Origin of the sequence: Coleofasciculus sp. FACHB-1120 (assembly GCF_014698845.1) — a bacterium.
Lineage (GTDB): Bacteria > Cyanobacteriota > Cyanobacteriia > Cyanobacteriales > FACHB-T130 > FACHB-T130.
The window spans coordinates 1-23,530 of the sequence record NZ_JACJTV010000036.1 but is presented as its reverse complement, the minus strand read 5'-3'; the positions used below and the strand labels follow the sequence as shown (position 1 = coordinate 23,530).

The following is a 23,530-nucleotide window of genomic DNA, read 5'->3' as shown; positions in this document are numbered from 1 at the left end:
TGCCCAATTCTAATGTTAGACAAGCTGAGTCTGGTCAATCAAAAGCTTAGCCCAGGTCTACGCAAGGTGTTCAGCAACATCGCGTGGCTGTTCGCTGACAAAATCCTCCAAATGGGCTTAAGCCTAATTGTAGGGATATGGGTGGCTCGCTATCTAGGGCCGGAACAGTTTGGTTTATTTAATTACGCGATCGCATTTGTAGCGCTGTTAGGGCCGATTGCCAATCTGGGGCTAGATAGCATCGTAGTACGCGACATTGTGCGCGATCCAATTACCAAGAATGAAACACTTGGGACTTCTCTTGCCCTAAAACTTATTGGCGGTGTTGTAACAACTTCATTAGCGGTTGGCGCAATTTCCTTCCTACAACCCCAAGACACTTTAACCTCTTGGTTGGTAGGAATTATTGCTGCTGGAACCATTTTTCAGGCTTTCGAGACGATCGATCTTTGGTTCCGTTCACAAGTTCAATCCAAATATACAGTTGTTGTTAAAAATTGCGCTTATTTGCTTGTCTGTGCTGTCAGAATTGTCTTAATTCAAATTAAAGCTCCTCTAATTGCATTCGCCTGGGCAAGATGTGGAGAGCTTGCCTTAGCTGCTGTGGGATTGGTAATAATTTATCAGACGAGTGGCCAGGATATAAAAGCATGGCGTAGCAGTCTGCCTCAGGCGAAAAACTTAATCAAAGAAAGCTGGCCCCTGATTGTGTCAGGAATCGCCATTTATATTTACTCCACCATCGATCAGGTCATGCTGGGTTCCTTCTCTGCTCAAGACCTTAAATTCGATCCCCAATATGAATTAGGCATTTATGCCGCTGCTGTTAAGATATCGCAGATATTTGATTTTATTCCCTCTATCATGCAAATATCTTTTTTTCCAAAACTCGCTGAGGCGAAGGCTCAAGGGGAAATTGAATATTTAAAAAAATTTCAGGCTTACTTTGATTTAACCTTAATTTTGTGGTTGATAATAGCAATTCCAGTTTCACTGCTTTCCACTTACATCGTTCATTTCTTGTACGGAGATAAGTATGCAGCTTCAGCAATAATACTATCAATCTATGTTTGGTCACAGTTTGGTAGCGGTTTTGGTCTTGCTAGAAATGCGTTCATTATGATTGAAGGAAAAGCCAAAAATGAATTGCTTTTAACATTTGTCGGGGCAGTCGTGAATATAATTTTAAATTTATATTTAATTCCTAAATATGGAGCGCTTGGAGCCACAATAGCAACGTTGATTACTTATTTCATCGTGACTGTACTTCTCAATTTTATAATTCCTGATCTAAAGCCAATTGGTAAGTTTATTTTACGTTCTTGTAATTTATATAAGGCTGCTACAAGAATTAAAGGAATTGTGCGATGATTGAAATAAAGCCAAGCATTCAGCACCAATCCACCTGTCCCCACAGCGGGACACTGCTTAAGCCTCAGGGTATTCTTTGGCAGGGAATGCATATTTGCGTAAAATCCAAGTGCGACTCCTGTAATACAGAAATTATTGAGGATTTAGAAGTTGGTCATGCTGTCGCCTTTCCTTATCAAATTGATTTAGCGAAAGGCGAGGTTTTTGGAAATGAATCTTGTAGATATTGGTTAGGTGAGAAACTTCTTTACTCTCTGCAAAATCCCCAATCTGAAGAGATTGCAATATCTAAGGAGGTTTTTAAGCAGCATCAACGTGTCATCATCTTAAATTGTATTGATTATCTGTATGGGCATAGTTTGTTAAAGCTGCTTAATGTCCAAAGACATTTGGATAATTACTCAGACTGGGGCTTAATTGTCATCGTACCCAAGTTCTTGAGATGGATGGTTCCAGAGGGCGTCGCAGAAATTTGGACGGTGAATATTCCTTTACGGCAGGGGCAATGCTACTATCCGAAGTTTGACCAATTTATTTCTGAGGAATCTAAGCGTTTTGATGAAATTCGCGTAAGTAAGGCGTATTCTCATCCGAATCAGTTTGATATTAGTAAATTTACGCGGGTTCCCAGCCATAACTTTAATAAAGAGCCAAATCAAATAACCTTTATTTGGCGCGACGATCGGATCTGGTGTAATCCGCTTCTCTTCAAAACCTTGAGGAAATTCAAGAGGGTTGATATTGCCCTCAAGCTTCAGAATGAACGGGTGCAAAAACTATTTTTAAAGATTCGCTCTAGAGTTCCTTTAGCAAAGTTTGTGATCGCTGGTTTGGGAAGGAAAACTCAGTTTCCCGGCTGGATCGAAGATTTGCGGGTAAACAAGTTTAATTCAGACACTGAGAATCAGATGTGTCAAGTTTATTCCCAAAGCCGCTTGGTCATTGGTATACATGGCTCCAATATGCTGCTACCTTCTGGTCATGCTGGCATGACTCTCGATCTGATGCCAGAGGATCGCTGGGGAAACTTGGCGCAAGATATCCTCTATCAAGAGACAGATCCTCGATTGGCTGCTTTTCGATATCGCTATGTTTCGCTTCAAACTCCTTTAGATGAAATAGGAGCGATCGCTTCCAGTATGCTCCTATATTACTCCGAATATAAACAGAATATGACCGCTGATAAATGACATGAAAACTCCCGTTGCTCTGCTAATCTTTAAACGGCCTGAGACTACAGCCAAGGTTTTTGAGGCAATTCGTCAGGCAAAACCACCGAAGCTTTTAGTAGTCGCTGATGGCCCTCGTCCTGATAAGCCAGGTGAAGCGGAAAAGTGTGCTGCTGCTCGTGCAATTATTGACACTGTAGATTGGGAGTGCGAAGTTCTAAAAAATTATTCTGAGATCAACTTAGGCTGTGGTTTACGTCCAGCCACGGGTATTGATTGGGTATTTGAACAAGTAGAAGAAGCCATCCTTTTCGAGGATGATTGTTTACCTCATCCAACTTTTTTTCAGTTTTGCGAGGAGTTATTAGAAAGATATCGCGATGATGAAAGAGTAATGAGTATTGCGGGAACCAATCTTTTAGGCGAACGGAAATCACCTGAGCAAAGTTATTACTTTTCTTGTTTTGGTGGAAATTGGGGTTGGGCATCCTGGCGTAGAGCCTGGAAATATTTTGATTATGACATTAAGCAATGGCCTGAAATTTTAGAGAGTCGGTTCCTGGAAAATTACTTAAGAGTACCGAAATATTATGTATTTTGGCAAAAAATATTTCAAAATGCTTACCAAGAGCAAAATAGATCCTGTTGGGATTATCAATGGCTGTTAGCTTGTTGGCTTCAACATGGATTAAAAATAGTGCCTGAAGTTAATTTAATTACGAATATTGGTTTTGGAGCTAATGCAACTCACACTTTTTCTACAGAAAATCCATTAGGTAAAATGAAAACGCAAGAAATTGCTTTTCCTTTAAAGCATCCTCCCTTTATGATTCGAGATGTAGAAGCAGACACCTTGTTTCAAGAAAAGTTTTTCGATAATAGAAGCCTTTTAACTAAAGTTAAAAATAAATTCCAAAAAAGTTTTGCTTAAGGAGTAATTGCTAGATGAACCCCTTCTTAAAAATAAAATCTAAGATTAATGCTGCTTTAGTCAATAAAAAATGTGTAATTGGTAATCACTCAAGTGTTTTAAATCATAGTTCTCTGGTAAGTCATAATTATGATAGGGATAGTATTGTTTTGGGCGATAATACTCATATCGAAGGTCAATTAATGACTTTCCCAGGAGGAAAAATAAAAGTAGGAAATTTCTGTTATTTAGCCCAAGGTTCTAGGATTTGGTCAGACACTTTAATTGAAATCAAAGATAGAACAATTATTGCTCATAATGTTAATATATTCGATAATCAAACTCATCCAATCGATCCAGTAGCGCGTCATCAGCAATTTGTTCACATTATCCACAAAGGTTTTCCTAAAGATTTAAACTTAAATGGAAAACCCGTCATTATTGAAGAGGATGTTTGGATTGCTTGTAACTCTATTATTTTGAGAGGAGTAACAATTGGGAAATGCTCGATTATCGGTGCAGGGTCAGTCGTTACTAAAGATGTTCCTGCTTGGACGATTGTTGCGGGAAATCCAGCTCGAATTATTGGCAAGGTTCCTGAAGGTGAGCAGAAGATATTAAATCACAAAGAATTAATGAGCGATCGCGGGTAAAAATTAATGAAGCGATTTATAGTATCTAAATTAACAGATGCTCAAATAGACAGAATTAAATGGTTAGGAGGTAATTTAAGAGCCTATTTTACTAGAAGGCAGAATGTAGGTAAAAACTCTTATATCGATCCATCGGTTCACGTACTAGGATGGGGTAACGTAAAAGTTGGTAAAAATTCAGTCATTGGTGCAGAAACAGTAATTGTAATTAACAAACGAGAAAAAGACAAAATCTCTGTCATTATTGGTGATAACTGTTTTGTAGGTCGGAGAAACTTTTATAGCGCTGGAGCTTTGATAAAAGTCGGTGACTATAGCTTAATTGGCAATGACTGTAAACTGTTAGGAAGTGGTCACGATTATACTTCTCCCTTTATCCCCTATCATACTGCTTCAACAACTACTGATTCAGTAATAGAAATTGGCACAAATTGCTGGCTAGGTGTAGACGTAACTATTTTGAAAGGGGTGAAAATAGGATACGGCTCAATCATTGGAGCTTCCACAGTAGTAAATTCTGATATTCCTCCCTTCAGCGTGGTAGTAGGAAATCCATGTCGAATCGTTAAAAGATTTGATATGCGATCGCAAGAGTGGGTAAGAGCTAAAGATTATTCTGAAGATGGCGATCAATATCTTCCTGGTGAAGATGAATATTTAGCAATCTTAAAAAAAGATTTTCCTGCTACTAGAATGCCAACAATCGCTGTTAGCAAATTGTTTGGAGATTTGGACTGAAAAAGTAGAGAAATCAATAGATAATTATACGAAAAGAATCAAAAAAATCTCCATGAAAACTGTTCTAATTACAGGTGTAACAGGGTTTATCGGGCGATATGTTGCTCGTCAGTTTACAGAAACTGGATGGAGTGTTGTTGGGCTAGGAAATCGTCCTCCAGAGAATGCGCCTAGACAAGATTTGTTTCGCTATGAACAATTAAATTTGCCTTCTGCCGATCTAGCAAAAATCGTTCAAGAGTTGCAACCGGAAATTTGTATCCACTGCGCTGGAAGAGCCTCAGTAGAGCTTTCAATTGGCGATCCATCAGCAGATTTTAGCAACAGTGTTGCCGTCACTTTCAACCTTTTAGATACATTACGTCTTTATGTTCCGAAATGTCGTTTAATTTATCTTTCTAGTGCTGCTGTCTATGGAAATCCTGAAACCTTACCCATTCAGGAAAACCAAAACTTGAAGCCAATTTCCCCCTATGGCTTCCATAAGCTGATGTCTGAGCAACTTTGCGCTGAGTTTTTCCAAGTTTATAACTTACCCACTGCTATAGTACGCATTTTTTCGGGTTATGGCCCAGGACTAAGGCGACAAGTTCTTTGGGATATGTGTCAAAAAGCTTTGACACACCCCGCGCTAAAGTTACGAGGCACTGGCAACGAAAGCCGTGATTTTATTCATGGTAGAGACGTAGCAAAGGCACTTCATGTTCTTGCTGAAAAAGCTAATTTTGAAGCCGAGGTTTATAACCTTGCGAATGGTGTCGAAACAACAATCAAAGAATTAGCAGCATTAGTATTAGCCAAACTAGGAGAAGATATTCCGGTTGAATTTGATAGTAGTACTCCTGCCGGAACTCCGATAAACTGGCAAGCCGATATGAGCAAACTTGCCAAAATTGGATTTACCCCTGAAGTAACGATAGAAAGGGGTGTAAACGTCTATGTTCAATGGTGTCGAGCTGAGATTTTAGGATGGTAAAAAATCTACATATTTGCCTCAACATGGTGGGTGGCTCTGGCTGGCTAGGGGGCGTGCTATATATTCAGAATTTAGCTCGTGCGATCGCTACTTTACCGGAAACAGAAAAAGCGAATATCAATCTAACAATAGCCGTTCACGATAAAGATATAAGTTTGATAGAACCAGCCCGCTGTTACGTTAACCAAATTTATGCGACTTCCAAGTGGCAGCGTGCCTATCTAAAAATGTGTAATTTTTTAGCTGAGCGTATCTCTTTCATTCCTCTGGAACTACTGAATCCTCAAAAAATAAATTTTCTTTACCCGGCGATAGCAGGAACCCGCTCACCTTATCAGTGGGGAGGTTGGATTCCTGACTTTCAACACTATCACTTACCCCACCTTTTCTCTCCGGAAGAAATCGCTCAACGTAATCGAGATCAGCAACAAATTGCTCACGCTGCTCCTATTATTGTCCTCAGTAGCAATATGGCACAAGAAGACTTTAAATATCTTTATCCAGAAGCAGCTTCTCGAAGCGTTGTAATGAACTTTGTAAGCTGTCCCGCACCTGAATGGTTTGAGTTAGACCCCAAACTAACGCAAGCAAAGTATAAACTTCCAGATAAATTTTTTCTGGTCAGCAATCAATTTTGGAAACATAAAGATCATGCTGTGGTAATTGAATCTTTGGGGCTACTGAAACAACAGGGGCTTACACCTACCGTTGTTTGTACTGGAAGTGCTACTGATTATCGTAATCCTGATTATTACAATTACCTCTTAACAAGAATTGAGGAATTAGGAATTAGCGAACAAGTACGTCTTTTAGGATTAATTCCTCGTGTAGACCAAATTCAGCTCATGAGGAGGTCTTTAGCTGTAATTCAGCCTTCTTTATTTGAAGGTTGGAGTACGGTTGTAGAGGACGCACGTTCTCTTGGTAAACCCATGTTTCTTTCTGACTTTCCTGTTCACCTGGAGCAGAATCCTCCTGATTCTTACTTTTTTGAGCGTAGTAATGCGGAACAACTAGCAGCACTGATTGATAAAAGTTTCACTAGATTAAGACCAGGACCAGATGTAGAAAAAGAAAGTTTAGCTAAACAGGATAATGTTGAAAAAATCAAAGGATACGGTAGGCATTTTTTAGAGATAGCACGCAGTGTTGTATAACTTACAAAATTTTATCTAAGGATTTTTTAGATGTTGAAACGCTCAGAGAAATACTTACATTACGTACTCTTTGATACGCTCAAAGAAAAGAATGTTATTCCTCCAACCTTTTTCTGGATAGCGGTAGCTACTTTGTATGCAGTAGCGAATGCGCCGAAAAATAGAATAATCATGGCGTTTCAAGCAATTTTCAATCGCCTGCCTCAAGATTGGGTTTCTACAACTGTTCAAGCAATCGAAAGTCGTTTCACCCAAGGGGTAATTTCTCCAGAAATCCTAGCCAAAACTGCTCCGCAGCAACTAGCTGAGATTACTACTAATTACGGCATAATCCCTATCAAGGGATTTCTCTTTTTTATCGCAACTTTAGTTATTGGATACCCAATTTTAATATCGGTTATTAAGTCGCGCCATTCACTATTTCAGTCTAGGTTTAAAAGAAGAGCGATCGCGTCCTTAGCCATCTTCGCAATTATATCTTTACTCATCGTCCCTTTTCGCTATCCTTTAGGTCCAGGGGTGATGGGTTTAGAGTATGCCATTAGGAGTTTAGAGCCTTTTAGTCAAAATGCTGACTGGTATTATCGACGCTTGTTTATGCTAGCGATCGCTAACTTTATCCACATGAGTGGACCGTTCCTGTATTACATTTTTTCTCTGGCTTGTACCTATCTTTTAATCTTCTTGACTTTAACCTTTATCGAGTCCAAAATCTTTGCTTCAAAGGAGCCTGATGAGGGGCAACAAGAAATTGAATCCAAATCAATAAATTATCAAAAACTTGGTTTATATTACCTTTCAATTGCAACCAGTAGTTATTTAATCTTTAATTGTCAATTTCCGGGCTATGTCGATCAGCTATTTTTTAGTCTGCTATTACTTCCAGCTTGTATCCCTATGACTCGACAGGGAAGACTCGCAACCCTTGCTTTTGCTTTAGCCACGCATGAAGCCAGTGCTTTTGTCTTCATCCCAATCGTTATTTTCTGTTTTCCCAGGCGAGAAGTATTAACCGCTTTATCTTTAGTCCCTATTTATTGTTTTATTTGGTTTGCTGGTAGTGGATTTTCTCTGGATAGCCCAGTAAAGGCACATTTGATCCTGGAGAATAAGACGGCATTGCAGTATTTAGCTGAAAACCCAATGTTGGGGTTAGCAGGCTTTTTCTTCTCCTACAAGCTATTGTGGATTATTATTTTGTATATTTTGTGGATACTTTGGTGTCAGGGCGAGGCACTTTTGGTAGGCGCGATCGCTAGTATCATTGCATTCCCTATTTCTACAATGTTTTTGATTGTGGATACTAGTAGAAATGTCGGCTATGGCTTCTTGGGAATGTTAATTGCTTTTGCTATCTTAATACGGGAAGAAAAAGCTTTTCCGGGGCATCGTATCTTGTTTTATATTGCCCTCATAAATATTATTGTTCCTTCTTACTACGTAGGGTTAAATACGGGGTTTCAGACTTATACGGGGCTTTATCATCTTATCCCTTTGTTTCCCTCTACTTATGTTCCATAAATATAAAATTTTCGGGTGAGCATTGCCCACCCTACAGTCTTTAATTTTATTTAATACATTCCATAAATAGGGATTCTGGACGTTCTTCTCGTTCTGAAATACCTGCTATTTGACTGTCTCGATAGTCACATCTCACCACTTCCCGAAAGCCAGTATCTAAGAGGATTTTTCGCAACGAGTTTTCGTTATAGTGCCAGTGGTGGCGATTCTTTTCTAATGTCTGCGTTGCTTCTAAAAATTCTGTCAGAAATACTTCTGGACAGCTAGGATCGTAGCTCTTTATCAATTGATCGAGGTCTGGAACTGCAACCCGGAATATTCCACCTGGCTTCAGAACTCGATAAACTTCAGAGATACAATTCAAAGCACCTTCAAGGTATAAATGCTCAAGTACATGAGAAGTATATGCTGCATCGACACTATTATCAGACCAGGGAAATTTTTTAGTCAGATCCAGATATGTAAGCTGACGAAAAATTCCTTTTTGGTGTTCCTCATATCTTTCTTGATCGAGCTTCCCCACTCTATACATGACATCAGGTAAAAAGGGGATTTTTGAAACCCAGATATGAGGAGTAATATCTGTATTGATCCAGCCTGAAAAGATTCTGTCGAAAGAGCCTAAATTTAATTTCATTGCCGCAGACATATTGTTGATTTCAGAAAGTGAATTAAGCATCTTTAATTTAGCTTAATAAAAATTAATAGCAAGAACCTTGAAAACATTCTTCAATTTATAAAAAGGTAAGTCTGGGGCTTCTTAAATTGTAGAATATAGGTTAGCTAAAAAATAATTACTTTGCTAACTTGTTCATGCTTCCAATCTTAGTATTCCCAAGTTTAGGAATAATATAGCTATTATGATAACTAACATTCATTTTAATAATTTGAGGGGTTGATGGAAAATACTAGCATAGCCGTCCTTATCACTTGCTATAACCGAAAGCAAAAAACCTTAGCAAGTCTAGAGGCACTTTTTAAGCAGGTACTTCCAACTGGCGTTAAGCTTTGGGTATATCTTGTAGATGATGGCAGCACTGACGGTACAGCAGCAGCCGTCAACCAAAACTATCCTCAAGTAAAGATTATCCAGGGAGATGGAAATTTATTTTGGAATGGAGGAATGCGGCTGGCATTTTCTGAAGCCATAAAGCATCCTCATGATTACCATCTCTGGCTGAATGATGACACGCTAATTTACCCAGACGCTTTAAGTAATTTTCTGACAACCTCTCATCTTTTAGCCTCGCAAGGAAATGCAGCAGTCATTGTAACAGGGGCGACTTGCGATCCGGAGACGAATACGGTTTCTTATGGCGGTGTCGTGAGAAGTACGTGGTGGCACCCCTTCAAATTTCGCTGGCTAGAACCGGGTGAAAAAGCTATACGATGTGACACCATGCATGGAAATTGTGTATTGATTCCTAAAGAAATATTCCAAGCCATTGGAAACTTAGATCCTGACTTTAAACATTATGCGGGAGACTTTGATTATGGGTTACGCGCGAGACGAAAAGGATATACAGTTTGGCTAGCTCCAGGCTACATCGGAACCTGTTCCGGAAACCCTCTGTACGCGAATTGGATGGATTCTAATTTGCCGATTCGCGAACGATGGCAAAAGGCAGAACAACCTAAAAATTTCACATTTCAAGAACGGAAGTTATTTGCTCAGCGCCATGCTGGGCTTTTATGGCCTATTTATTGGTTACTGCCGTATAGAAAATTGATTTTTTCAAGCTTTAGCAAGCGGGGGCAGATGGGAACATGAAAGTTAGAAATTCTGAAAACAAGAAATTAAAGATGGATGATCTCCGCATTGCAATTGTGATTCCCTCAGTCGAATTTGGCTCTTATTGGCGACCTGTCTTGTACGAACTTACGAAAATATGTAAACATACAATTTTTTATACTGGCTGTCTTTGGCCAAAATTCGATGCTGACGCTCTTGGAGCTTCTGCGGTTAAACTTGTAGGAAAATTTAAATTCGTAGAAGCAACTCAAGTATCGGGTGGCTATGGTCGCGGTTTTATGGTAGCTTCACCGAAGATTGTGAATGAGTTACTTAAGTTTAAGCCTCATGTTGTCTTCGCCAGTGCTTTCTCTATGTGGACTGTTTTAGCACTGCTTTTCAAACCTTTGGGAGGTTGGAAAGTTGTAATTATTTATGATGGTAGTTCACCAAATACAAACTTTGAAGATTCTAAACTTCGTACCTTTTCGCGTCGTTTAATGGTTAAGTTCACAGATGCTTTTATTGCTAATAGCAATGATGGCAAAAAGTATCTTCATAAGGTAATTGGAGCTGACAAAAGAAAAATTTTTACTAAAACTTATCTGGTGCCTGAACCCCAAGCTTTGCGGGAACAACTTGAAGCTGCTAAACCAAGTGAATTAAATTTAAAACGTCCGGTTTTTCTATTTGTCGGGCAAGTAATTTCTAGAAAAGGGATAAAGGCGCTTTTGGAGGCATGCTCGCTTCTTCAAAGTCAGGGATATTCTGATTATTCACTGCTAATTATTGGGGATGGAGCGCAACGCGAAGAGCTTGAAGCTTTTGTTAAAGACAACAATTTAACAGAGCTTTTTACCTGGACAGGATGGGTGGATTACGGACAACTAGGGGCATATTTTCAGAATGCTGATGTCTTTATTTTTCCTACCTTTGAAGATGTCTGGGGAATGGTGGTGCTGGAGGCAATGGTATTTGGCAAACCCATATTGTGTTCTAAAGGCGCAGGCGCTTATGAAATGGTGATAGAAGGAGAGAATGGGTATTTGTTCGATCCGCAAAACCCAGAGGAAATTGCTGAAGGAATGGTCCGTTTTATAGATAATCCAAATCTTGTTGCTTCAATGGGACAAAAATCAAAGCAATTGATAGACCAGCACACTCCAGAGGCAGCAGCAAAATCAATGGCAGAAGTAGCAATGAATGTTTTACAAAAAAGTTAAATAAACGTCCAAGGATATTGAATTGAGGCGGAGCTTCTGAAATTGCGTTCCCCAGCATAGCCTGGAAACCAGAAAATAATTTTGTGAAAGTGGGTAATTTTGAAGGTGGGTGGGAACTATAGATAGGGAAAATTGCTAATTTTATAAGAGGTAAGAAGCCTATGAAAATCCTTCTATCTGCATAAAAAAGTTAAATAAACGTCCAAGGATATTGAATTGAGGCGGAGCTTCTGAAATTGCGTTCCCTAGCATAGCCTGGAAACCAGAAAATAATTTTGTCAAAGTGGGTAGTTTTGAAAGTGGTTGGGAACTATAGATAGGGAAAGTTGCTAATGTTATAAGAGGTAAAAAGCCTATGAAAATCCTTCTATCTGCATACGCTTGCGAACCTGGGTGTGGCTCTGAGGAAGGGGTAGGCTGGAATACGGTTCGGCAAGTAGCGAATCATCACGAAGTTTGGGTGTTAACTCGTATTGGTTATCGTGCCGCAATTGAAGCCGAGCTAGATCGTCATCCGGTTCCCAACTTACACTTTGTTTATTTCGATCCGTTTAATTGGACAGAAGATTGGCGGAATAAGCAAGGGTTGGTGCAACTTCATTACTACCTTTGGCAAATACAAGCTTATTTTCTGGCAAGGCGGCTGCATCGGGAGATTGACTTTGACTTGGTGCGTCATGTCACTTATGTGAAACACTGGTCTCCTAGCTTTTTAGCACTATTGCCAGTTCCCTTCATTTGGGGACCTGTCGGAGGCGCTGAATCGGCTCCAACAGCTTTTTGGAAAGATTTTAGTCAGCGTGGCAAGGTTTACGAATTGCTGCGAAACTTCGCTCAATCGCTGGGTGAGCAAGATCCGTTTGTACGACTGACGGCAAAGCGAAGTTGTGTGGGATTAGCAACCACTGAGGAGACAGCAGAACGATTGCGATCGCTTGGAGTAAAAAATGTCCAAATCGCTTCCCAAGTGGGTTTATCTAAGGAGGAAATTAATCAATTAGCCCACCATACTGTGCCTGATGATAGTCCAATACGGTTTATTACCGTGGGTCGCCTTATCCACTGGAAAGGAGTCCATCTGGGGATTCGCGCTTTTGCTTTGGCTCAAATTCCCAAAGCAGAATACTGGATTGTGGGAGATGGACGGGAACGGGAACAATTGGAAGCGATCGCTCACTCACTGGGAGTGGCGGATAAAGTTCGCTTCTGGGGCGCTTTACCGCGCCAGGAAACCCTATCTAAAATCGGGCATTGCCACGTCCTCGTTCACCCCAGCCTGCACGAATCTGGGGGGTTTGTCTGTGCGGAAATGATGGCGGCGGGGCGTCCAGTCATTTGCTTGGATTTGGGAGGGCCAGCGGTACAGGTAACGGAGGAAACTGGGATTAAAGTGGCGGCGATAGATCCCGAACAAGTCGCACGCGACTTAGCTACTGCGATGACTCGTTTAGCGGAAGATCCAGCATTACGGCTGCGAATGGGACAAGCGGGACAAAAACGGGTGAAGGAAGTCTTCGATTGGGATCTCAAGGAAAGGCTTTTGCTCGATTTGTATGAGAAAATGCTGCCTCAGCCCGCTATCGTCACTTCAGTTGCTAAAGGCTTGACGGATTAAGGGTGAATGCAGGCGTCGATGAGTTCTTCGATGCCGTTGATGGGCAAGATGGGTGTACCCAAATCGGTGGCGAGTTGTTCCACCGTCATGTCATCCAGGAAGCAAGAATCGCCATGTTTTAGCATGACTGAGGGGAGGAGAATGCGATCGCCTAAATCTCTTCCCTTTAATTTCAGCAAATCTTGACCCGTTAACAAGCCCGTAACGCTAATCTCTTGTCCCCAGTATTCGCTACGCAATGCCGCCAGATTTACTTGCAGTCCTTCCACTTTATTCAGGTGTTGTACGATCGGCTCAAAGGCTTTTTCCACTGCATTCCCCACCACCCAAGTGAATTTCCGGGGTGTTTCTAAACGTCGCGGCAATTTTTTCTCGGCAACCTGCTGAAATTCCTTAAGAAATTGGCGAATCGAACCGACTCCATTGGCAATTTGAGGATAATCTTCGTAGTCTGATTCTGGCGGTAATTCTTGCCCAGCAATTAAAAACCACTCGTCGGCTAACCAGGCAAAAGTAGATCCCAATTGGCTGCGGAATTTTCCCTGGAGTGCCTGGACTTGCAAAATCACTTCAGTGGCTTTCTGGGGGGTCACGGGGGTTAGTTCGTCTTCGGTTGGACGGAAGCGTGTCAAACCGACCGGAACCACTGCCACGGAGGCTACCGCCGAGATATCTCCCTGATGAAAAGAGGCTAAATCCCCCAGGGTGGTATCTAGGCGATCGCCATCGTTAATGCCAGGACAAAGAACAACCTGAGCATGGATTTGCAGACGCCGTTCTTGAAACCACCGCAGTTGCTGCAAAATCTCACCAGCGCGGGGATTTTTTAGCAGGCGGCTGCGGACTTCTGGTTCGGTAGCGTGGATGGAGACGTAGAGGGGGGATAGGCGCATCTGCTCAATCCTGTCCCATTCCCGTTGGGTGAGATTGGTCAGAGTTAAGTATGAGCCATAGAGAAAGCTGAGACGGTAGTCGTCATCTTTGAGATAAAGCGATCGCCTTTTACCGGGTGGCTGTTGGTCGATGAAGCAAAAAGGACAGCGGTTATTGCACTGAATTAAGCCATCAAATAGGGCAGTTTCAAATTCCAAACCCAAGTCATCGTCGTAGTCTTTCTCAATTTCCACCGAGTGGCTTTTCCCAGCAGTATCTAAAACTTCCAGTTCCAGTACTTCATCCGCACACAAGAACTGGTAGTCAATAAGGTCGCGGGGGCGCATCCCGTTGATGGAAACAATTGCGTCTCCTGGTTCAAAACCAACTTCGGCAGCAATGGAGTCGGGGAGAACCTGGGTAATTAAGGCTGGACGAATAGAAATCTCGCTCATAAAACTAAGAGAAAACGAACCGCTTCAGGCACAGAGGGAGTCGAGGAAAAAGTAATTAGATATTCGGGATTAGTTTGCCGAAAATTGCGCCCAAGATAGCTATTCCAAATGCTAACCGATACCAAATAAATACCCAGGTATCCTGGGTTTGCAGGAAGCGCAGCAGCCACGCGATCGAGAGATAGGAAAATACTCCCGCTGAGATGACTCCCACCAGCAAAGGCAGCAGTCCACCATCTCCTAATCCTGTTTCTACAACGCCTTTTAATTCCACTAACCCCGCCAGAGTAATTGCTGGGATTCCCAATAAAAAAGAAAAGCGGGCAGCGGTTGCCCGTTCTAAATTCATAAATAGTCCAGCAGTGAGGGTGGAGCCGGAGCGAGAAACACCAGGAATCAGCGCCAAAGCCTGCGCCAAGCCCATCAAAATGCCATCTTGAAGTGTTAATTGCTCAAAGTTCCGCTTTTTATTCCCAATGCGCTCTGCAATGCCCAACAATAAAGCCATGAAAATAGAGGCAATCGCGATCGCTGTCATACTCCGCAACGGGGAGTTGTCAAAGTTGGGAATAAACTTTTTGATCAGCAGTCCAAAAAAGAGGATGGGTAACGTTCCCAAAACGATCCCCAGTGCCATGCGGAAGTCGTTTGATTCGTAATTTTTGTGAGCGATCGCTTTGAAAGCACCCGTTGTGATTTGACGCAAATCCCCCCAGAAATACCACAGCACTGCGGCAATACTGCCTAGCTGAATCACGGCGGTAAAGGCGACTCCTGGATCGCCCCATCCCAGCATCACCGGCACCACCTTCAAATGCGCCGTACTACTAATGGGCAGAAACTCAGTCAACCCTTGCACCATACCCAGAATCACCGCTTGAAAGATATTCATCTGGGGTGTGGTTGCGGCGACGGGTGCCACGTCTTGCGCCCTTACCATCGTTTCTAAAGGAAAGGTCAACGCAGCGCTGGCAGCACCGACACCGAGAATCGCCAATTTTTTACGTTTTGATACAGCCATGAAATCCTCTAATTAGCAGCATTCCAGACAAGTCAGCCTTTCTTGTTTGCGAGTCACCGGCAGAGGCATCTTGCGCCACTACACATAACACAGACATTACAGAAGACGGGCATTTTTTAGAAAATCTCCGACTCTCAGCGCCGAGTTTCTCTCAACTTCCCATTCATTTTCTGCCAACCTACTCCGAAAAGCCACTTGTATTGCTCAATAAAACTCAGCTAAGATTGCCATATCCCCCCCTAGGGCATTTTTCTTGTGATATCGTAAAAGATGTAAACTAAAGTAAAGAATATTAACAAAATCTTGTTTAACGATACCTGGTTTTCTCACTCATCTTCTTCTGTCCCTGGTAATCTCCCCGAGCCAAGTAAAACTCTGTTCGGGCTTTTTGATTGGGGAATTGGCACCCGTCAAGCTTGGTTCGTTTTCGCAGCTGCGTCCTTTCTGGTGTCAGTACCAGTATTTGTGCAAGCCCCTTTAGTGCGGCTGCTGCCAGAACTGAGTTTATTAATGACAGCGGGATGGGTTTGGCTGAGTGTGGTTCTCAGACGGCGTCCTGCGACTCATGTATGGGGAGATTTACTGCTGGGATTTAGCTGGAGTTGGTTGGCAGGGTCGATTTATTGGGGCTGGCTGCGTTGGGAACCCACGATCCACTTGCCGGTGGAAGCCATCGGTTTACCGTTTGCCTTATGGTGTTTGAGCCGCCGTTGGGGTCTAGTCGGCAACCTATTTTATCTTGGCTCCCTGTTTGGCACGGCAGTAACAGATATATACTTCTACTTAACTGGTTTGATTCCACACTGGCGAGCCGTCATGCAAGTTGCACCAAGCGAGGCATCATTGGTTTTTCAAAGTGCCATCGCTCAAGTCAGTACCCTTTGGGGAACAAGTTGGGCAATGGTGCTTCTCGGAGTCCTACTCGGTGTTGGTCTGGTACCATTGCGATCGCGCCAGCTGCATTGGTGGGCGTTTGGTGGAGCCGTTTTGAGTACCATCTTGGTAGACGGTCTGTTTTGGCTGGCTGCTACTATGGCTTAAAAATATCTGAAAGTCTCCCCTGAAAAATTTATTCGGGAAGGGACAGCTAGCCACTAAGGTTCCCAAATTACTAATCAAGCTCCAGAAGAAAGCTAAAATTTAACCACTCCATACGATGCGTCGTCGCTTCTCTAACCTGTGGTGACTTTGCGACCCACTCCTTACTTACTCCTTCGTACCGAGTCCGGCAATCGCTATCTCCCCCTGGTGAGTAGTAACTGCTGGACAGTTGGTCGCAGTGACGATAACAATTTTGTGTTGCCGGATCGTTGGATTTCTCGCAACCATGCAATGTTGCAGTGTACTGAAACCGGCGAGTTCTACCTAATTGACTTAGGAAGTCGCAACGGCTCTTTTGTCAATGGCAGACGAGTTAGTATTCCGGTTACTTTACGCAATGGCGATCGCCTCACCTTTGGTCAGACGGATCTAGAGTTCCACTGTCCCACTGCCAACCGCAACAATGAGCCATTGCCCAGTGGCGACAAAGATACGCTGACCTCGACTTTGCACGTGCGCCGCCTGATGTCAGTCATGGTCGTGGACATCCGTGACTTCACAGTCCTCACTCGACAACTGGATGAAAAGATATTATCGGCAGTGATTGGGACGTGGTTCCGTCATGCAGGAAATATTATCCGACAGTATGGCAGCTGGGTTGATAAATATATTGGCGATGCGGTCATGGCGATTTGGTTTCATGGCCCCCAAGGAGTGACCGAGGAGGATATGCTGAACATTTGTCAAGCGGTCAGCGCCCTCCATAAAATCACAATGGATTTAAGTAATGAATATCCCGTGCCCTTTCCGCTACGAATTGGGGCAGGAATTAATACGGGTTTTGCAATGGTTGGGAACACGGGTAGCGGGGATCGACCCGATTACACCGCGATTGGGGATACGGTGAATGCAGCATTTCGTCTAGAATCTGCCACCAAGCAACTGGGTCTGGATATTGCTGTGGGAGAAACCACTCACGAATATCTCATCTCCTTGGCAAAACAAGAGACTGGTTTTAAGCAATATATCGTCAATCTCAAGGGCTATGAAGTGCCCACCGTGACCTATGCAGGCTCCTATGCTGACTTGGATAGTTTTTTGCAGGTCAACACGGTGAATAAAGACTAAGGGAAAAAGGGTCACAACGAACCATTCGCGATCGGCAATACGCGCTCGGCAAAACGATTAGCCATTTTGCACAATTAGCTGAACGGAGAAAACTTCCGCAAAGGCTTTCGCCACTTCTTGGCGCACCTGGTGCAAGTCAATTCCGGGAATGAACTGGGCGAGACTGCCAACTGACTTATCGGCAATGCCGCAGGGGACAATGCGCTCAAATCCGGTGAGGTCGGGGCAAACATTTAAAGCAAAACCGTGCATGGTAATCCACTTGCTGACCTTAATGCCAATCGCTGCCACCTTACAACCTTCCAGCCAAACGCCAGTCATTCCGACAACGCGATCTCCCTTTAACCCGTAAACATCCAGCACCCGAATCAATACCTCTTCTAACTGCCGCAAGTACCAGTGCAAATCTTGCTGGTAATAGCGCAGATTCAGAATTGGGTAGCCCACCAGCTGACCCGGACAGTGGTATGTCACCTCACCCCCTCGTTCCACTCGGAAGACGTCCCAGTCGGTTGCTGCGGGGTCAAATTTAAGAAATTCCAGACTGGCTCCCTGTCCGAGAGTGTACACCGGCGGATGCTCAAGCAAAATCAGGGTGTCAGCCAGACTAGGATCGTTGATGCGTTCGGAAACCAGCGATCGCTGCCAGTCCCAAGCTGCCGAATAGGGAATTTGCCCCCGATTGTATAGCCAGAGTTGGCGCAGTTGCTCAGGGGCATTCCCGGCATAACCTTTGGAGCTACTTAAAATCATGGCAAAAATCAACAGTAATTTGACTTAGATTTTCTGTAGAATCAATCTGCTGGAATCAAGAAATGCAAAGGATTCTGAAGAGAAGTCAAAGCCATAAGTTGTCTAGAATACAAAGTGCTAATCTTGAAGTTATAACCTCAAGTGTTGAGGGAGGACGCCTCTTCAAAATAACCCCAAAAATAGACTTGGCGATCGCAACCAAGCAGGGGAACGTAGGTTAGGTTAGATAGAACCCTAGGAAGGCTAAACAAGAACATCGGCAGTTGCTTATTCGCGGTTGTGCAGCTGGCAACCTCTCTAGCTGAGGGGGATGCAAGCAAGAACATCCAAGCAACAGTGTGACATCAGGAAAAAATTGCTCTCTCTCAAAGTTTTAGCTCCGTTCAACGTTTGCTAACACCAAAAAACGGGAACGCGATCGCTACTGGGAAAGCCACAATTTAGGTGGGCTTTCTGAATTATCACAACGGTACAGCATGGAGTATCCGGTATGAAGCTTGTTATCCACGGCAAAAACATTGAAATTACCGACGCGATTCGTGAGTACGTAAATCAAAAAATGGAAAAGGCAGTCAGCCACTTTCAGAGTTTGACGAGCGAAGTAGACGTGCATCTTAGTGTGGCTCGCAATCCCCGGATAAATCCAAAACAAGCCGCTGAAGTGACTATCTTTGCGAACGGTACAGTAATCCGCGCTGAAGAGAGTAGCGAGAGCCTCTACGCGAGCATTGACTTAGTTGCGGATAAAATTGCCCGCAAACTCCGGAAATATAAAGAAAAGCGTCTGGATAAGAAGACCCAGACTCAGATGAAGACTGGCATCGTGGTAGAACAAGAGCCAGTGCCAGAGGATCTCATTGGTTCTCGCACCCCGGAACTCCCCTCAGAAGTGGTGCGTACCAAGTACTTCGCAATGCCGCCAATGACGATGGACGAAGCGTTGGAACAGTTGCAACTGGTGGATCATGACTTCTATATGTTCCGCAATGCTGAAAGTGGTGAGATTAACGTCATTTATGAGCGCAACCACGGTGGTTATGGAGTGATTCTGCCGCGAAATGGCAATGGACATACCAATCACAAAAATGGCAAAACTGACAACCACAGTAGTGGAACACCAGAAAAGTCAAGCTCTGCAAAGGCATAAACCGAACTGAAGAGCATCTAAATTCTCGTTCTTAAGCTTACTTGATACGGGAGGGGCATCCTTTGTGAATGCCCCTCCCGTATTGCTTTTACAGTATCGCTTTCAAAGTATGGATTTCACAGGATCGCCTCACAGGTCGTAGATAAACTTTGTCGGATTTATCTTGACTTATAAAGTTAAATATAATAAGGCGATTTTCGGAATTTTTTGTAACTGTAAGCGATCGCTTCCTAGCTCTCTACAACACAAACTTTTCAACTCTCATCAAGAACGCGATCGCTATCGGGGAGGAGGCAATTTTGCACTCTCATAACTGCTTGGAAAAAATCGCGAACGACTGTGCCTTCAACGAATATGCAGGGGTTGCTTAGCAAACCTACATTAAGCCAGAGGATGAGCAGGATAGGCAAGTATTAGCCTGAGACAAGTGGGTTGTACAAAAGACAGGTTAGTAGAGAAAAAGGAAGATAAAGCCATGATGCATAACATATCAGAGGAAAAAGCGAAGGCAGCAGAGGAACACGCGAAGCTCTCAGAGGAACATGGGAAGTCAATAGAGCACGTAGGAAAGATTCTAAAGGCACGTGGAAACAGCGCTCAAGAGCATGGAAAGTTGATAGAAGAGTACGGAAAAGCCACCCAGCAGCACGCCAAGGCATCGCAGCAGCACGCCCAGGTCTCACAGCAGCATAATGAAAACTCAACGGAGGAATTCGTGAAAGCCGCAGAGGAACACGCTAAGGCAGCAGAAGAACATACCAAGGCAGTCAAGGAGTACCTCCAGGTAGCACAGGAGCAGGTAGAGACAGCCAAAAAGTTTTTGGACAAACAATCTTGACTAGTTTTGGATATCTCTACGTCTTACGAGCGCGATCGCATCAACTGTTTCAACTCTCGCAAAACTGGCAAGAGGTGCCCAACATCTGATTGTTTATTCGTGAATATTCCGTAGCTGGGGCTGAATAATAAAGCTAAAACAAATAATCCAGATGCAACTAATACAATTGCTGGGCCGGAAGGCAAATTTTGGTAATAACTGAGGTACATCCCGCTGATGCTGGAAATAATGCCAATCCCCGCCCCGACTATCATCACATTATGCAGCTGCTTCACTAATAGATAGGCGGTTGCTCCTGGTGTAATTAGCAGCGATAACACTAGGATGACACCCACGGCTTTCATGCTGGCAACAATTGTTAAGGCAATCAGCACCATTAAGCCAAAATTTAACAAGTTAGTGGGCAATCCAGCTGCCTGCGCTCCCAGCGGATCGAAGGTATAAAACAATAATTCTTTGTACAGTAGCACGACCACCAGCAGGACAATTGTGGCAATGATAGCGGTGTCGCGGACTTCTTCAATGGTAACACCCAAGATATTGCCGAATAAGAAGTGATTGAGGTCGATTTTGTTATCTTTTTGGATCGTAGTAATTAGGGTGACGCCGAGGGCAAAAAAGGCGGAGAAAACGATACCCATTGCGGCATCTTCTTTAATAGGCGATCGCGTTCTGATCCAAGCGATCGCCATTGTACTCAAAACCCCGGCAATAAATGCCCCGACAAAGATATTGGCACCTACCATAAATGCAATCGCTAACCCCGGCAAAACCGAGTGGCTGATGGCATCTCCCAGCAATGCCAGTCGTTGCACCATCAGGTAGCTGCCGACAACAGCACACAGCAAGCCGACAAGAATAGCAATAATTAGCGATCGCTGCATGAAGCCGTACTGCAACGGCTCAATCAACGCTTCTAACATAAAAATTTAGAGGATTCTAACCGCTCCAGGCACAAAGGACACAAACATCAAGAGGGACAAGTGAGAAGTGATTTCTTTAATTTAAAACTCACTTCAGACGGATCAATTCACTATATTTCTGGGCGGACAGATAAATTGGTAAAAACCGCCTCTACGCAGCTGCCTCTGTAAAGAACATCACCTGTCCACCATAAGCACGATACAGGTTTTCCTGGCTCAACACCTCTTGGCGCGAACCGAAGGCAATTAACTCAGTATTTAATAAAATTAAGTCATCAAAGTGGGTGATAGATGCCCCTAAGTCGTGATTGACAACAAGAACCGTTTTCCCAGCGTCGGCAAGTTCGCGGAAAATGTCAAAAATAATCGCTTGGGTTTTCTGATCGATCCCGGCAAACGGTTCATCAAAGCAGAAAACCTCTGCTTCCTGGGCTAATGCCCGCGCTAAAAATACCCGCTGCTGCTGTCCTCCAGAGAGTTGTCCAATTGGGCGATCGCGGTAATCCCTCATTCCCACCCGATCCAAAGCATCTGCTGCCACCCGTCGGCTCACCGCTGAGAAGCGACGAAACCAGCCAGTTTTCTTGACTCGCCCCATCATTACCGCATCCCAAACCGTCGCCGGATAAGTCCAGTCAATTTGCGATCGCTGTGGCACATAGGCTACCCGTTCCCGTTGCTCCATCAAAGGTCTATCGCCATACAGCACCATGCCACCCGTCACGGGAATCAACCCCAGCATCGCCTTCATTAAGGTACTCTTTCCAGCACCATTGGGACCAATAATCCCCGTTAAACGTCCCGGTGCCACCACACAACTGACATTCCTTAGGGCCTCTACCGTGCGGTACTGCACACCCACCTGGCTGATGTTAATCGTTGCAGATGCTTCTAGCGGGGCGGTTGCCAGATGGCAAACCATTTTTGCCCAATCGGTATCAGGGGAGAAGGTAGCAGTATTCATAGGGTGGTTTTATCTTGCTTTCTTTTTAGACTACTCTAATAATGAAAAGAATATGAAAACATCTATAAAGAGAAATAATCTGGAAGATAGGTGAAATTGATGGTACAGCCCCCTAGACTCTACCGAAAGGCAAAAGAAAGTGATTTTTTCCTTGGTTCCCAGGCAAAAACGGGGAATCCTCTAGCTCTGATTTCTAGCCTTTGCTTAGGAATACTCTTGCCTTTTGCTTTATTCAGCTGTACCCAGCCTTCCTCAAATCGTGCGAATCCAATTGCAAACGGTAAACCGAATGTAGTTGCTACCAGCACCATCATTGAAGACTTGGCTGCGGAGGTAGCGGGAGACGAAATTCAGCTCCAAGGAATCCTCGAACCGGGAGCCGATCCCCACGTTTATGAACCTGTGCCCCAAGATAGTCAGGCTTTGGAGAAAGCGAACCTGATTCTGTATAACGGCTACAACTTGGAACCAGGGCTGATTAAGCTGATGAACGCAACCAGCGGAGAGATTCGCAAAGTAGCGGTGGGAGAAGTTGTAAAGTCTTTGCAACTTGATAAAGGCAAAGGACAAGTGGTGCCAGATCCCCATGTTTGGGGCGATGTGGATAACGTCATTCAAATGGTAGGTGCCATTCGTGACGCCTTGATTGAGCTATCACCAGAAGACAGAGAGAAATTTACTCAGAATGCGGCGCAGCTAACAGGTGAATTAAAACAATTAGATAGTTGGATTACCCAGGAAATTAAAACTATCCCAGAAAATAAGCGCAAATTAGTAACAAGCCACGACGCTTTTCAGTATTATGCTCGTGCCTACAGCATTCCCGTTGCTGGTACTTTGATTGGCATCAGTACGGAAGAACAACCCAGTGCCCAAACAGTAAAGCGATTAGTAGAATCTGTGAAGGCGGAAACTGTACCGGCGATTTTTGCAGAAACCACCATTAACCCAGCGTTGATTAAGACGGTAGCCGAGGAATCCAGGGTGAAATTAGCCCCGCGCCAACTCTATTCTGACTCGATTGGTGCTGCTGGTAGCGATGGAGATTCTTACATTAAGATGATGGTTGCGAATACCCGCACGATTGTGGAAGCTTTGGGGGGGAAGTACACGCCATTTGAGGCAGCAAAGACACCGAAGAAATAAGCTGTTTAGATGAACTAAGTAGCTGGGACTAATTAAATATAAGATGGGATAGGTTCTCTAAACGGAGTGTTCCATTATTTATGCCAGCTCCGATTCGGATTATCTTAAGCGAAGCAGAGGACTCGATGTTGAGCGAGTTGCGAGTTGCCCAAACAGTGCCGCAACGCACTCGTGAC

22 protein-coding genes are annotated in these 23,530 nt (G+C 43.7%); 16 read left to right on the top strand and 6 right to left on the bottom strand.

The window, feature by feature from the left end; all coding sequences use genetic code 11:
• Window positions 1-12 precede the first annotated feature (12 nt).
• From H6H02_RS22785 to H6H02_RS22750, 8 genes are read left to right on the top strand one after another with little or no spacing between them, the layout of a single operon-like run.
• The gene (locus tag H6H02_RS22785) at window positions 13-1,371 is read left to right on the top strand and encodes a flippase (protein ID WP_190822070.1); all 1,359 of its coding nucleotides are present in this window, start codon (window positions 13-15) and stop codon (window positions 1,369-1,371) included.
• Window positions 1,368-2,561 carry a hypothetical protein gene (locus H6H02_RS22780; protein ID WP_190822067.1) on the top strand — a complete coding sequence of 398 codons (1,194 nt, stop codon included), beginning with the start codon at window positions 1,368-1,370 and terminating at the stop codon, window positions 2,559-2,561. Before H6H02_RS22785 ends, H6H02_RS22780 begins: the two co-directional genes overlap by 4 nt.
• A 1-nt stretch (window position 2,562) precedes the next feature.
• Window positions 2,563-3,471 (top strand): glycosyltransferase family 2 protein, encoded by a 909-nt coding sequence (locus H6H02_RS22775; protein ID WP_199329485.1) that lies wholly within the window; start codon window positions 2,563-2,565, stop codon window positions 3,469-3,471.
• A 14-nt stretch (window positions 3,472-3,485) separates the two neighbouring features.
• Window positions 3,486-4,103 carry an acyltransferase gene (locus H6H02_RS22770; protein ID WP_190822065.1) on the top strand — a complete coding sequence of 206 codons (618 nt, stop codon included), beginning with the start codon at window positions 3,486-3,488 and terminating at the stop codon, window positions 4,101-4,103.
• Window positions 4,104-4,109: 6 nt separating this feature from the next.
• On the top strand, window positions 4,110-4,841 hold the full coding sequence (locus H6H02_RS22765) for an acyltransferase (protein WP_199329484.1): 732 nt from the start codon (window positions 4,110-4,112) through the stop codon (window positions 4,839-4,841).
• Window positions 4,842-4,893: 52 nt separating this feature from the next.
• Window positions 4,894-5,817 (top strand): NAD-dependent epimerase/dehydratase family protein, encoded by a 924-nt coding sequence (locus H6H02_RS22760; RefSeq protein WP_190822063.1) that lies wholly within the window; start codon window positions 4,894-4,896, stop codon window positions 5,815-5,817.
• Window positions 5,811-6,974, top strand: a complete 1,164-nt coding sequence (locus tag H6H02_RS22755; RefSeq protein WP_190822061.1) for a glycosyltransferase — start codon at window positions 5,811-5,813, stop codon at window positions 6,972-6,974. Before H6H02_RS22760 ends, H6H02_RS22755 begins: the two co-directional genes overlap by 7 nt.
• A 33-nt stretch (window positions 6,975-7,007) precedes the next feature.
• Window positions 7,008-8,495 carry a hypothetical protein gene (locus tag H6H02_RS22750; protein ID WP_190822059.1) on the top strand — a complete coding sequence of 496 codons (1,488 nt, stop codon included), beginning with the start codon at window positions 7,008-7,010 and terminating at the stop codon, window positions 8,493-8,495.
• 46 nt (window positions 8,496-8,541) lie between these two features.
• On the opposite strand, the gene H6H02_RS22745 is transcribed toward H6H02_RS22750, so the two are convergent.
• Window positions 8,542-9,174 (bottom strand): methyltransferase domain-containing protein, encoded by a 633-nt coding sequence (locus tag H6H02_RS22745; protein ID WP_190822057.1) that lies wholly within the window; start codon window positions 9,172-9,174, stop codon window positions 8,542-8,544.
• A 219-nt stretch (window positions 9,175-9,393) separates the two neighbouring features.
• Here H6H02_RS22745 and H6H02_RS22740 point away from each other — a divergent pair, with 219 nt between their 5' ends.
• From H6H02_RS22740 to H6H02_RS22730, 3 genes are all read left to right on the top strand, one after another.
• On the top strand, window positions 9,394-10,266 hold the full coding sequence (locus H6H02_RS22740; protein ID WP_190822055.1) for a glycosyltransferase family 2 protein: 873 nt from the start codon (window positions 9,394-9,396) through the stop codon (window positions 10,264-10,266).
• Window positions 10,263-11,450 carry a glycosyltransferase family 4 protein gene (locus H6H02_RS22735; protein WP_242040832.1) on the top strand — a complete coding sequence of 396 codons (1,188 nt, stop codon included), beginning with the start codon at window positions 10,263-10,265 and terminating at the stop codon, window positions 11,448-11,450. Before H6H02_RS22740 ends, H6H02_RS22735 begins: the two co-directional genes overlap by 4 nt.
• A gap of 355 nt (window positions 11,451-11,805) precedes the next feature.
• A complete protein-coding gene (locus H6H02_RS22730; protein ID WP_190822054.1) occupies window positions 11,806-13,065 on the top strand; it encodes a glycosyltransferase family 4 protein in 1,260 nt (419 codons plus the stop codon).
• Here H6H02_RS22730 and H6H02_RS22725 read toward each other — a convergent pair.
• A complete protein-coding gene (locus tag H6H02_RS22725) occupies window positions 13,062-14,393 on the bottom strand; it encodes a TIGR03279 family radical SAM protein (protein ID WP_190822051.1) in 1,332 nt (443 codons plus the stop codon). The genes H6H02_RS22730 and H6H02_RS22725 overlap by 4 nt on opposite strands.
• Window positions 14,394-14,448: 55 nt before the next feature.
• Entirely contained in the window at window positions 14,449-15,414 is a 966-nt protein-coding gene (locus H6H02_RS22720) for an undecaprenyl-diphosphate phosphatase (RefSeq protein WP_190822049.1), read from the bottom strand.
• Between the two features lie 375 nt (window positions 15,415-15,789).
• Here H6H02_RS22720 and H6H02_RS22715 point away from each other — a divergent pair, with 375 nt between their 5' ends.
• Together H6H02_RS22715 and H6H02_RS22710 are read left to right on the top strand one after the other, a co-directional pair.
• Window positions 15,790-16,455, top strand: a complete 666-nt coding sequence (locus H6H02_RS22715) for a DUF3120 domain-containing protein (RefSeq protein WP_199329493.1) — start codon at window positions 15,790-15,792, stop codon at window positions 16,453-16,455.
• A 138-nt stretch (window positions 16,456-16,593) separates the two neighbouring features.
• A complete protein-coding gene (locus H6H02_RS22710; protein WP_190822045.1) occupies window positions 16,594-17,583 on the top strand; it encodes an FHA domain-containing protein in 990 nt (329 codons plus the stop codon).
• Window positions 17,584-17,640: 57 nt separating this feature from the next.
• Here H6H02_RS22710 and lipB read toward each other — a convergent pair whose 3' ends face one another.
• Window positions 17,641-18,336 (bottom strand): lipoyl(octanoyl) transferase LipB, encoded by a 696-nt coding sequence (gene lipB, locus H6H02_RS22705; protein ID WP_190822044.1) that lies wholly within the window; start codon window positions 18,334-18,336, stop codon window positions 17,641-17,643.
• 490 nt (window positions 18,337-18,826) lie between these two features.
• Between lipB and raiA the strand changes: the two genes are divergently transcribed.
• Window positions 18,827-19,483: a ribosome-associated translation inhibitor RaiA gene (gene raiA / locus H6H02_RS22700; RefSeq protein WP_190822042.1), complete on the top strand. Its 657-nt coding sequence runs from the start codon at window positions 18,827-18,829 to the stop codon at window positions 19,481-19,483.
• A 475-nt stretch (window positions 19,484-19,958) separates the two neighbouring features.
• Window positions 19,959-20,321, top strand: coding sequence for a hypothetical protein (locus tag H6H02_RS22695; protein ID WP_190822040.1), 363 nt, complete (start codon window positions 19,959-19,961; stop codon window positions 20,319-20,321).
• A 23-nt stretch (window positions 20,322-20,344) separates the two neighbouring features.
• Here the strand turns inward: H6H02_RS22695 and H6H02_RS22690 are convergent, their stop codons facing one another.
• Both H6H02_RS22690 and H6H02_RS22685 read right to left on the bottom strand, forming a co-directional pair.
• Window positions 20,345-21,244: a metal ABC transporter permease gene (locus tag H6H02_RS22690; RefSeq protein ID WP_190822038.1), complete on the bottom strand. Its 900-nt coding sequence runs from the start codon at window positions 21,242-21,244 to the stop codon at window positions 20,345-20,347.
• Window positions 21,245-21,395: 151 nt separating this feature from the next.
• Window positions 21,396-22,166, bottom strand: a complete 771-nt coding sequence (locus H6H02_RS22685; RefSeq protein WP_242040834.1) for a metal ABC transporter ATP-binding protein — start codon at window positions 22,164-22,166, stop codon at window positions 21,396-21,398.
• Between the two features lie 141 nt (window positions 22,167-22,307).
• On the opposite strand from H6H02_RS22685, the gene H6H02_RS22680 reads away from it, so the two are divergent.
• Window positions 22,308-23,354 carry a metal ABC transporter substrate-binding protein gene (locus H6H02_RS22680; RefSeq protein ID WP_190822033.1) on the top strand — a complete coding sequence of 349 codons (1,047 nt, stop codon included), beginning with the start codon at window positions 22,308-22,310 and terminating at the stop codon, window positions 23,352-23,354.
• The last annotated feature ends 176 nt before the right edge of the window (window positions 23,355-23,530 follow it).

Excerpts from the sequence above, each read along its gene's own strand:
- H6H02_RS22785 (WP_190822070.1), top strand. The coding sequence starts at position 13 with ATGTTAGACAAGCTGAGTCTGGTCAATCAAAAGCTTAGCCCAGGTCTA.
- H6H02_RS22780 (WP_190822067.1), top strand. The coding sequence starts at position 1,368 with ATGATTGAAATAAAGCCAAGCATTCAGCACCAATCCACCTGTCCCCAC.
- H6H02_RS22775 (WP_199329485.1), top strand. The coding sequence starts at position 2,563 with ATGAAAACTCCCGTTGCTCTGCTAATCTTTAAACGGCCTGAGACTACA.
- H6H02_RS22770 (WP_190822065.1), top strand. The coding sequence starts at position 3,486 with ATGAACCCCTTCTTAAAAATAAAATCTAAGATTAATGCTGCTTTAGTC.
- H6H02_RS22765 (WP_199329484.1), top strand. The coding sequence starts at position 4,110 with ATGAAGCGATTTATAGTATCTAAATTAACAGATGCTCAAATAGACAGA.
- H6H02_RS22760 (WP_190822063.1), top strand. The coding sequence starts at position 4,894 with ATGAAAACTGTTCTAATTACAGGTGTAACAGGGTTTATCGGGCGATAT.
- H6H02_RS22755 (WP_190822061.1), top strand. The coding sequence starts at position 5,811 with ATGGTAAAAAATCTACATATTTGCCTCAACATGGTGGGTGGCTCTGGC.
- H6H02_RS22745 (WP_190822057.1), bottom strand. The coding sequence starts at position 9,174 with ATGCTTAATTCACTTTCTGAAATCAACAATATGTCTGCGGCAATGAAA.
- H6H02_RS22740 (WP_190822055.1), top strand. The coding sequence starts at position 9,394 with ATGGAAAATACTAGCATAGCCGTCCTTATCACTTGCTATAACCGAAAG.
- H6H02_RS22735 (WP_242040832.1), top strand. The coding sequence starts at position 10,263 with ATGAAAGTTAGAAATTCTGAAAACAAGAAATTAAAGATGGATGATCTC.
- H6H02_RS22730 (WP_190822054.1), top strand. The coding sequence starts at position 11,806 with ATGAAAATCCTTCTATCTGCATACGCTTGCGAACCTGGGTGTGGCTCT.
- H6H02_RS22725 (WP_190822051.1), bottom strand. The coding sequence starts at position 14,393 with ATGAGCGAGATTTCTATTCGTCCAGCCTTAATTACCCAGGTTCTCCCC.
- H6H02_RS22720 (WP_190822049.1), bottom strand. The coding sequence starts at position 15,414 with ATGGCTGTATCAAAACGTAAAAAATTGGCGATTCTCGGTGTCGGTGCT.
- lipB (WP_190822044.1), bottom strand. The coding sequence starts at position 18,336 with ATGATTTTAAGTAGCTCCAAAGGTTATGCCGGGAATGCCCCTGAGCAA.
- raiA (WP_190822042.1), top strand. The coding sequence starts at position 18,827 with ATGAAGCTTGTTATCCACGGCAAAAACATTGAAATTACCGACGCGATT.
- H6H02_RS22695 (WP_190822040.1), top strand. The coding sequence starts at position 19,959 with ATGATGCATAACATATCAGAGGAAAAAGCGAAGGCAGCAGAGGAACAC.
- H6H02_RS22690 (WP_190822038.1), bottom strand. The coding sequence starts at position 21,244 with ATGTTAGAAGCGTTGATTGAGCCGTTGCAGTACGGCTTCATGCAGCGA.
- H6H02_RS22685 (WP_242040834.1), bottom strand. The coding sequence starts at position 22,166 with ATGGTTTGCCATCTGGCAACCGCCCCGCTAGAAGCATCTGCAACGATT.
- H6H02_RS22680 (WP_190822033.1), top strand. The coding sequence starts at position 22,308 with ATGGTACAGCCCCCTAGACTCTACCGAAAGGCAAAAGAAAGTGATTTT.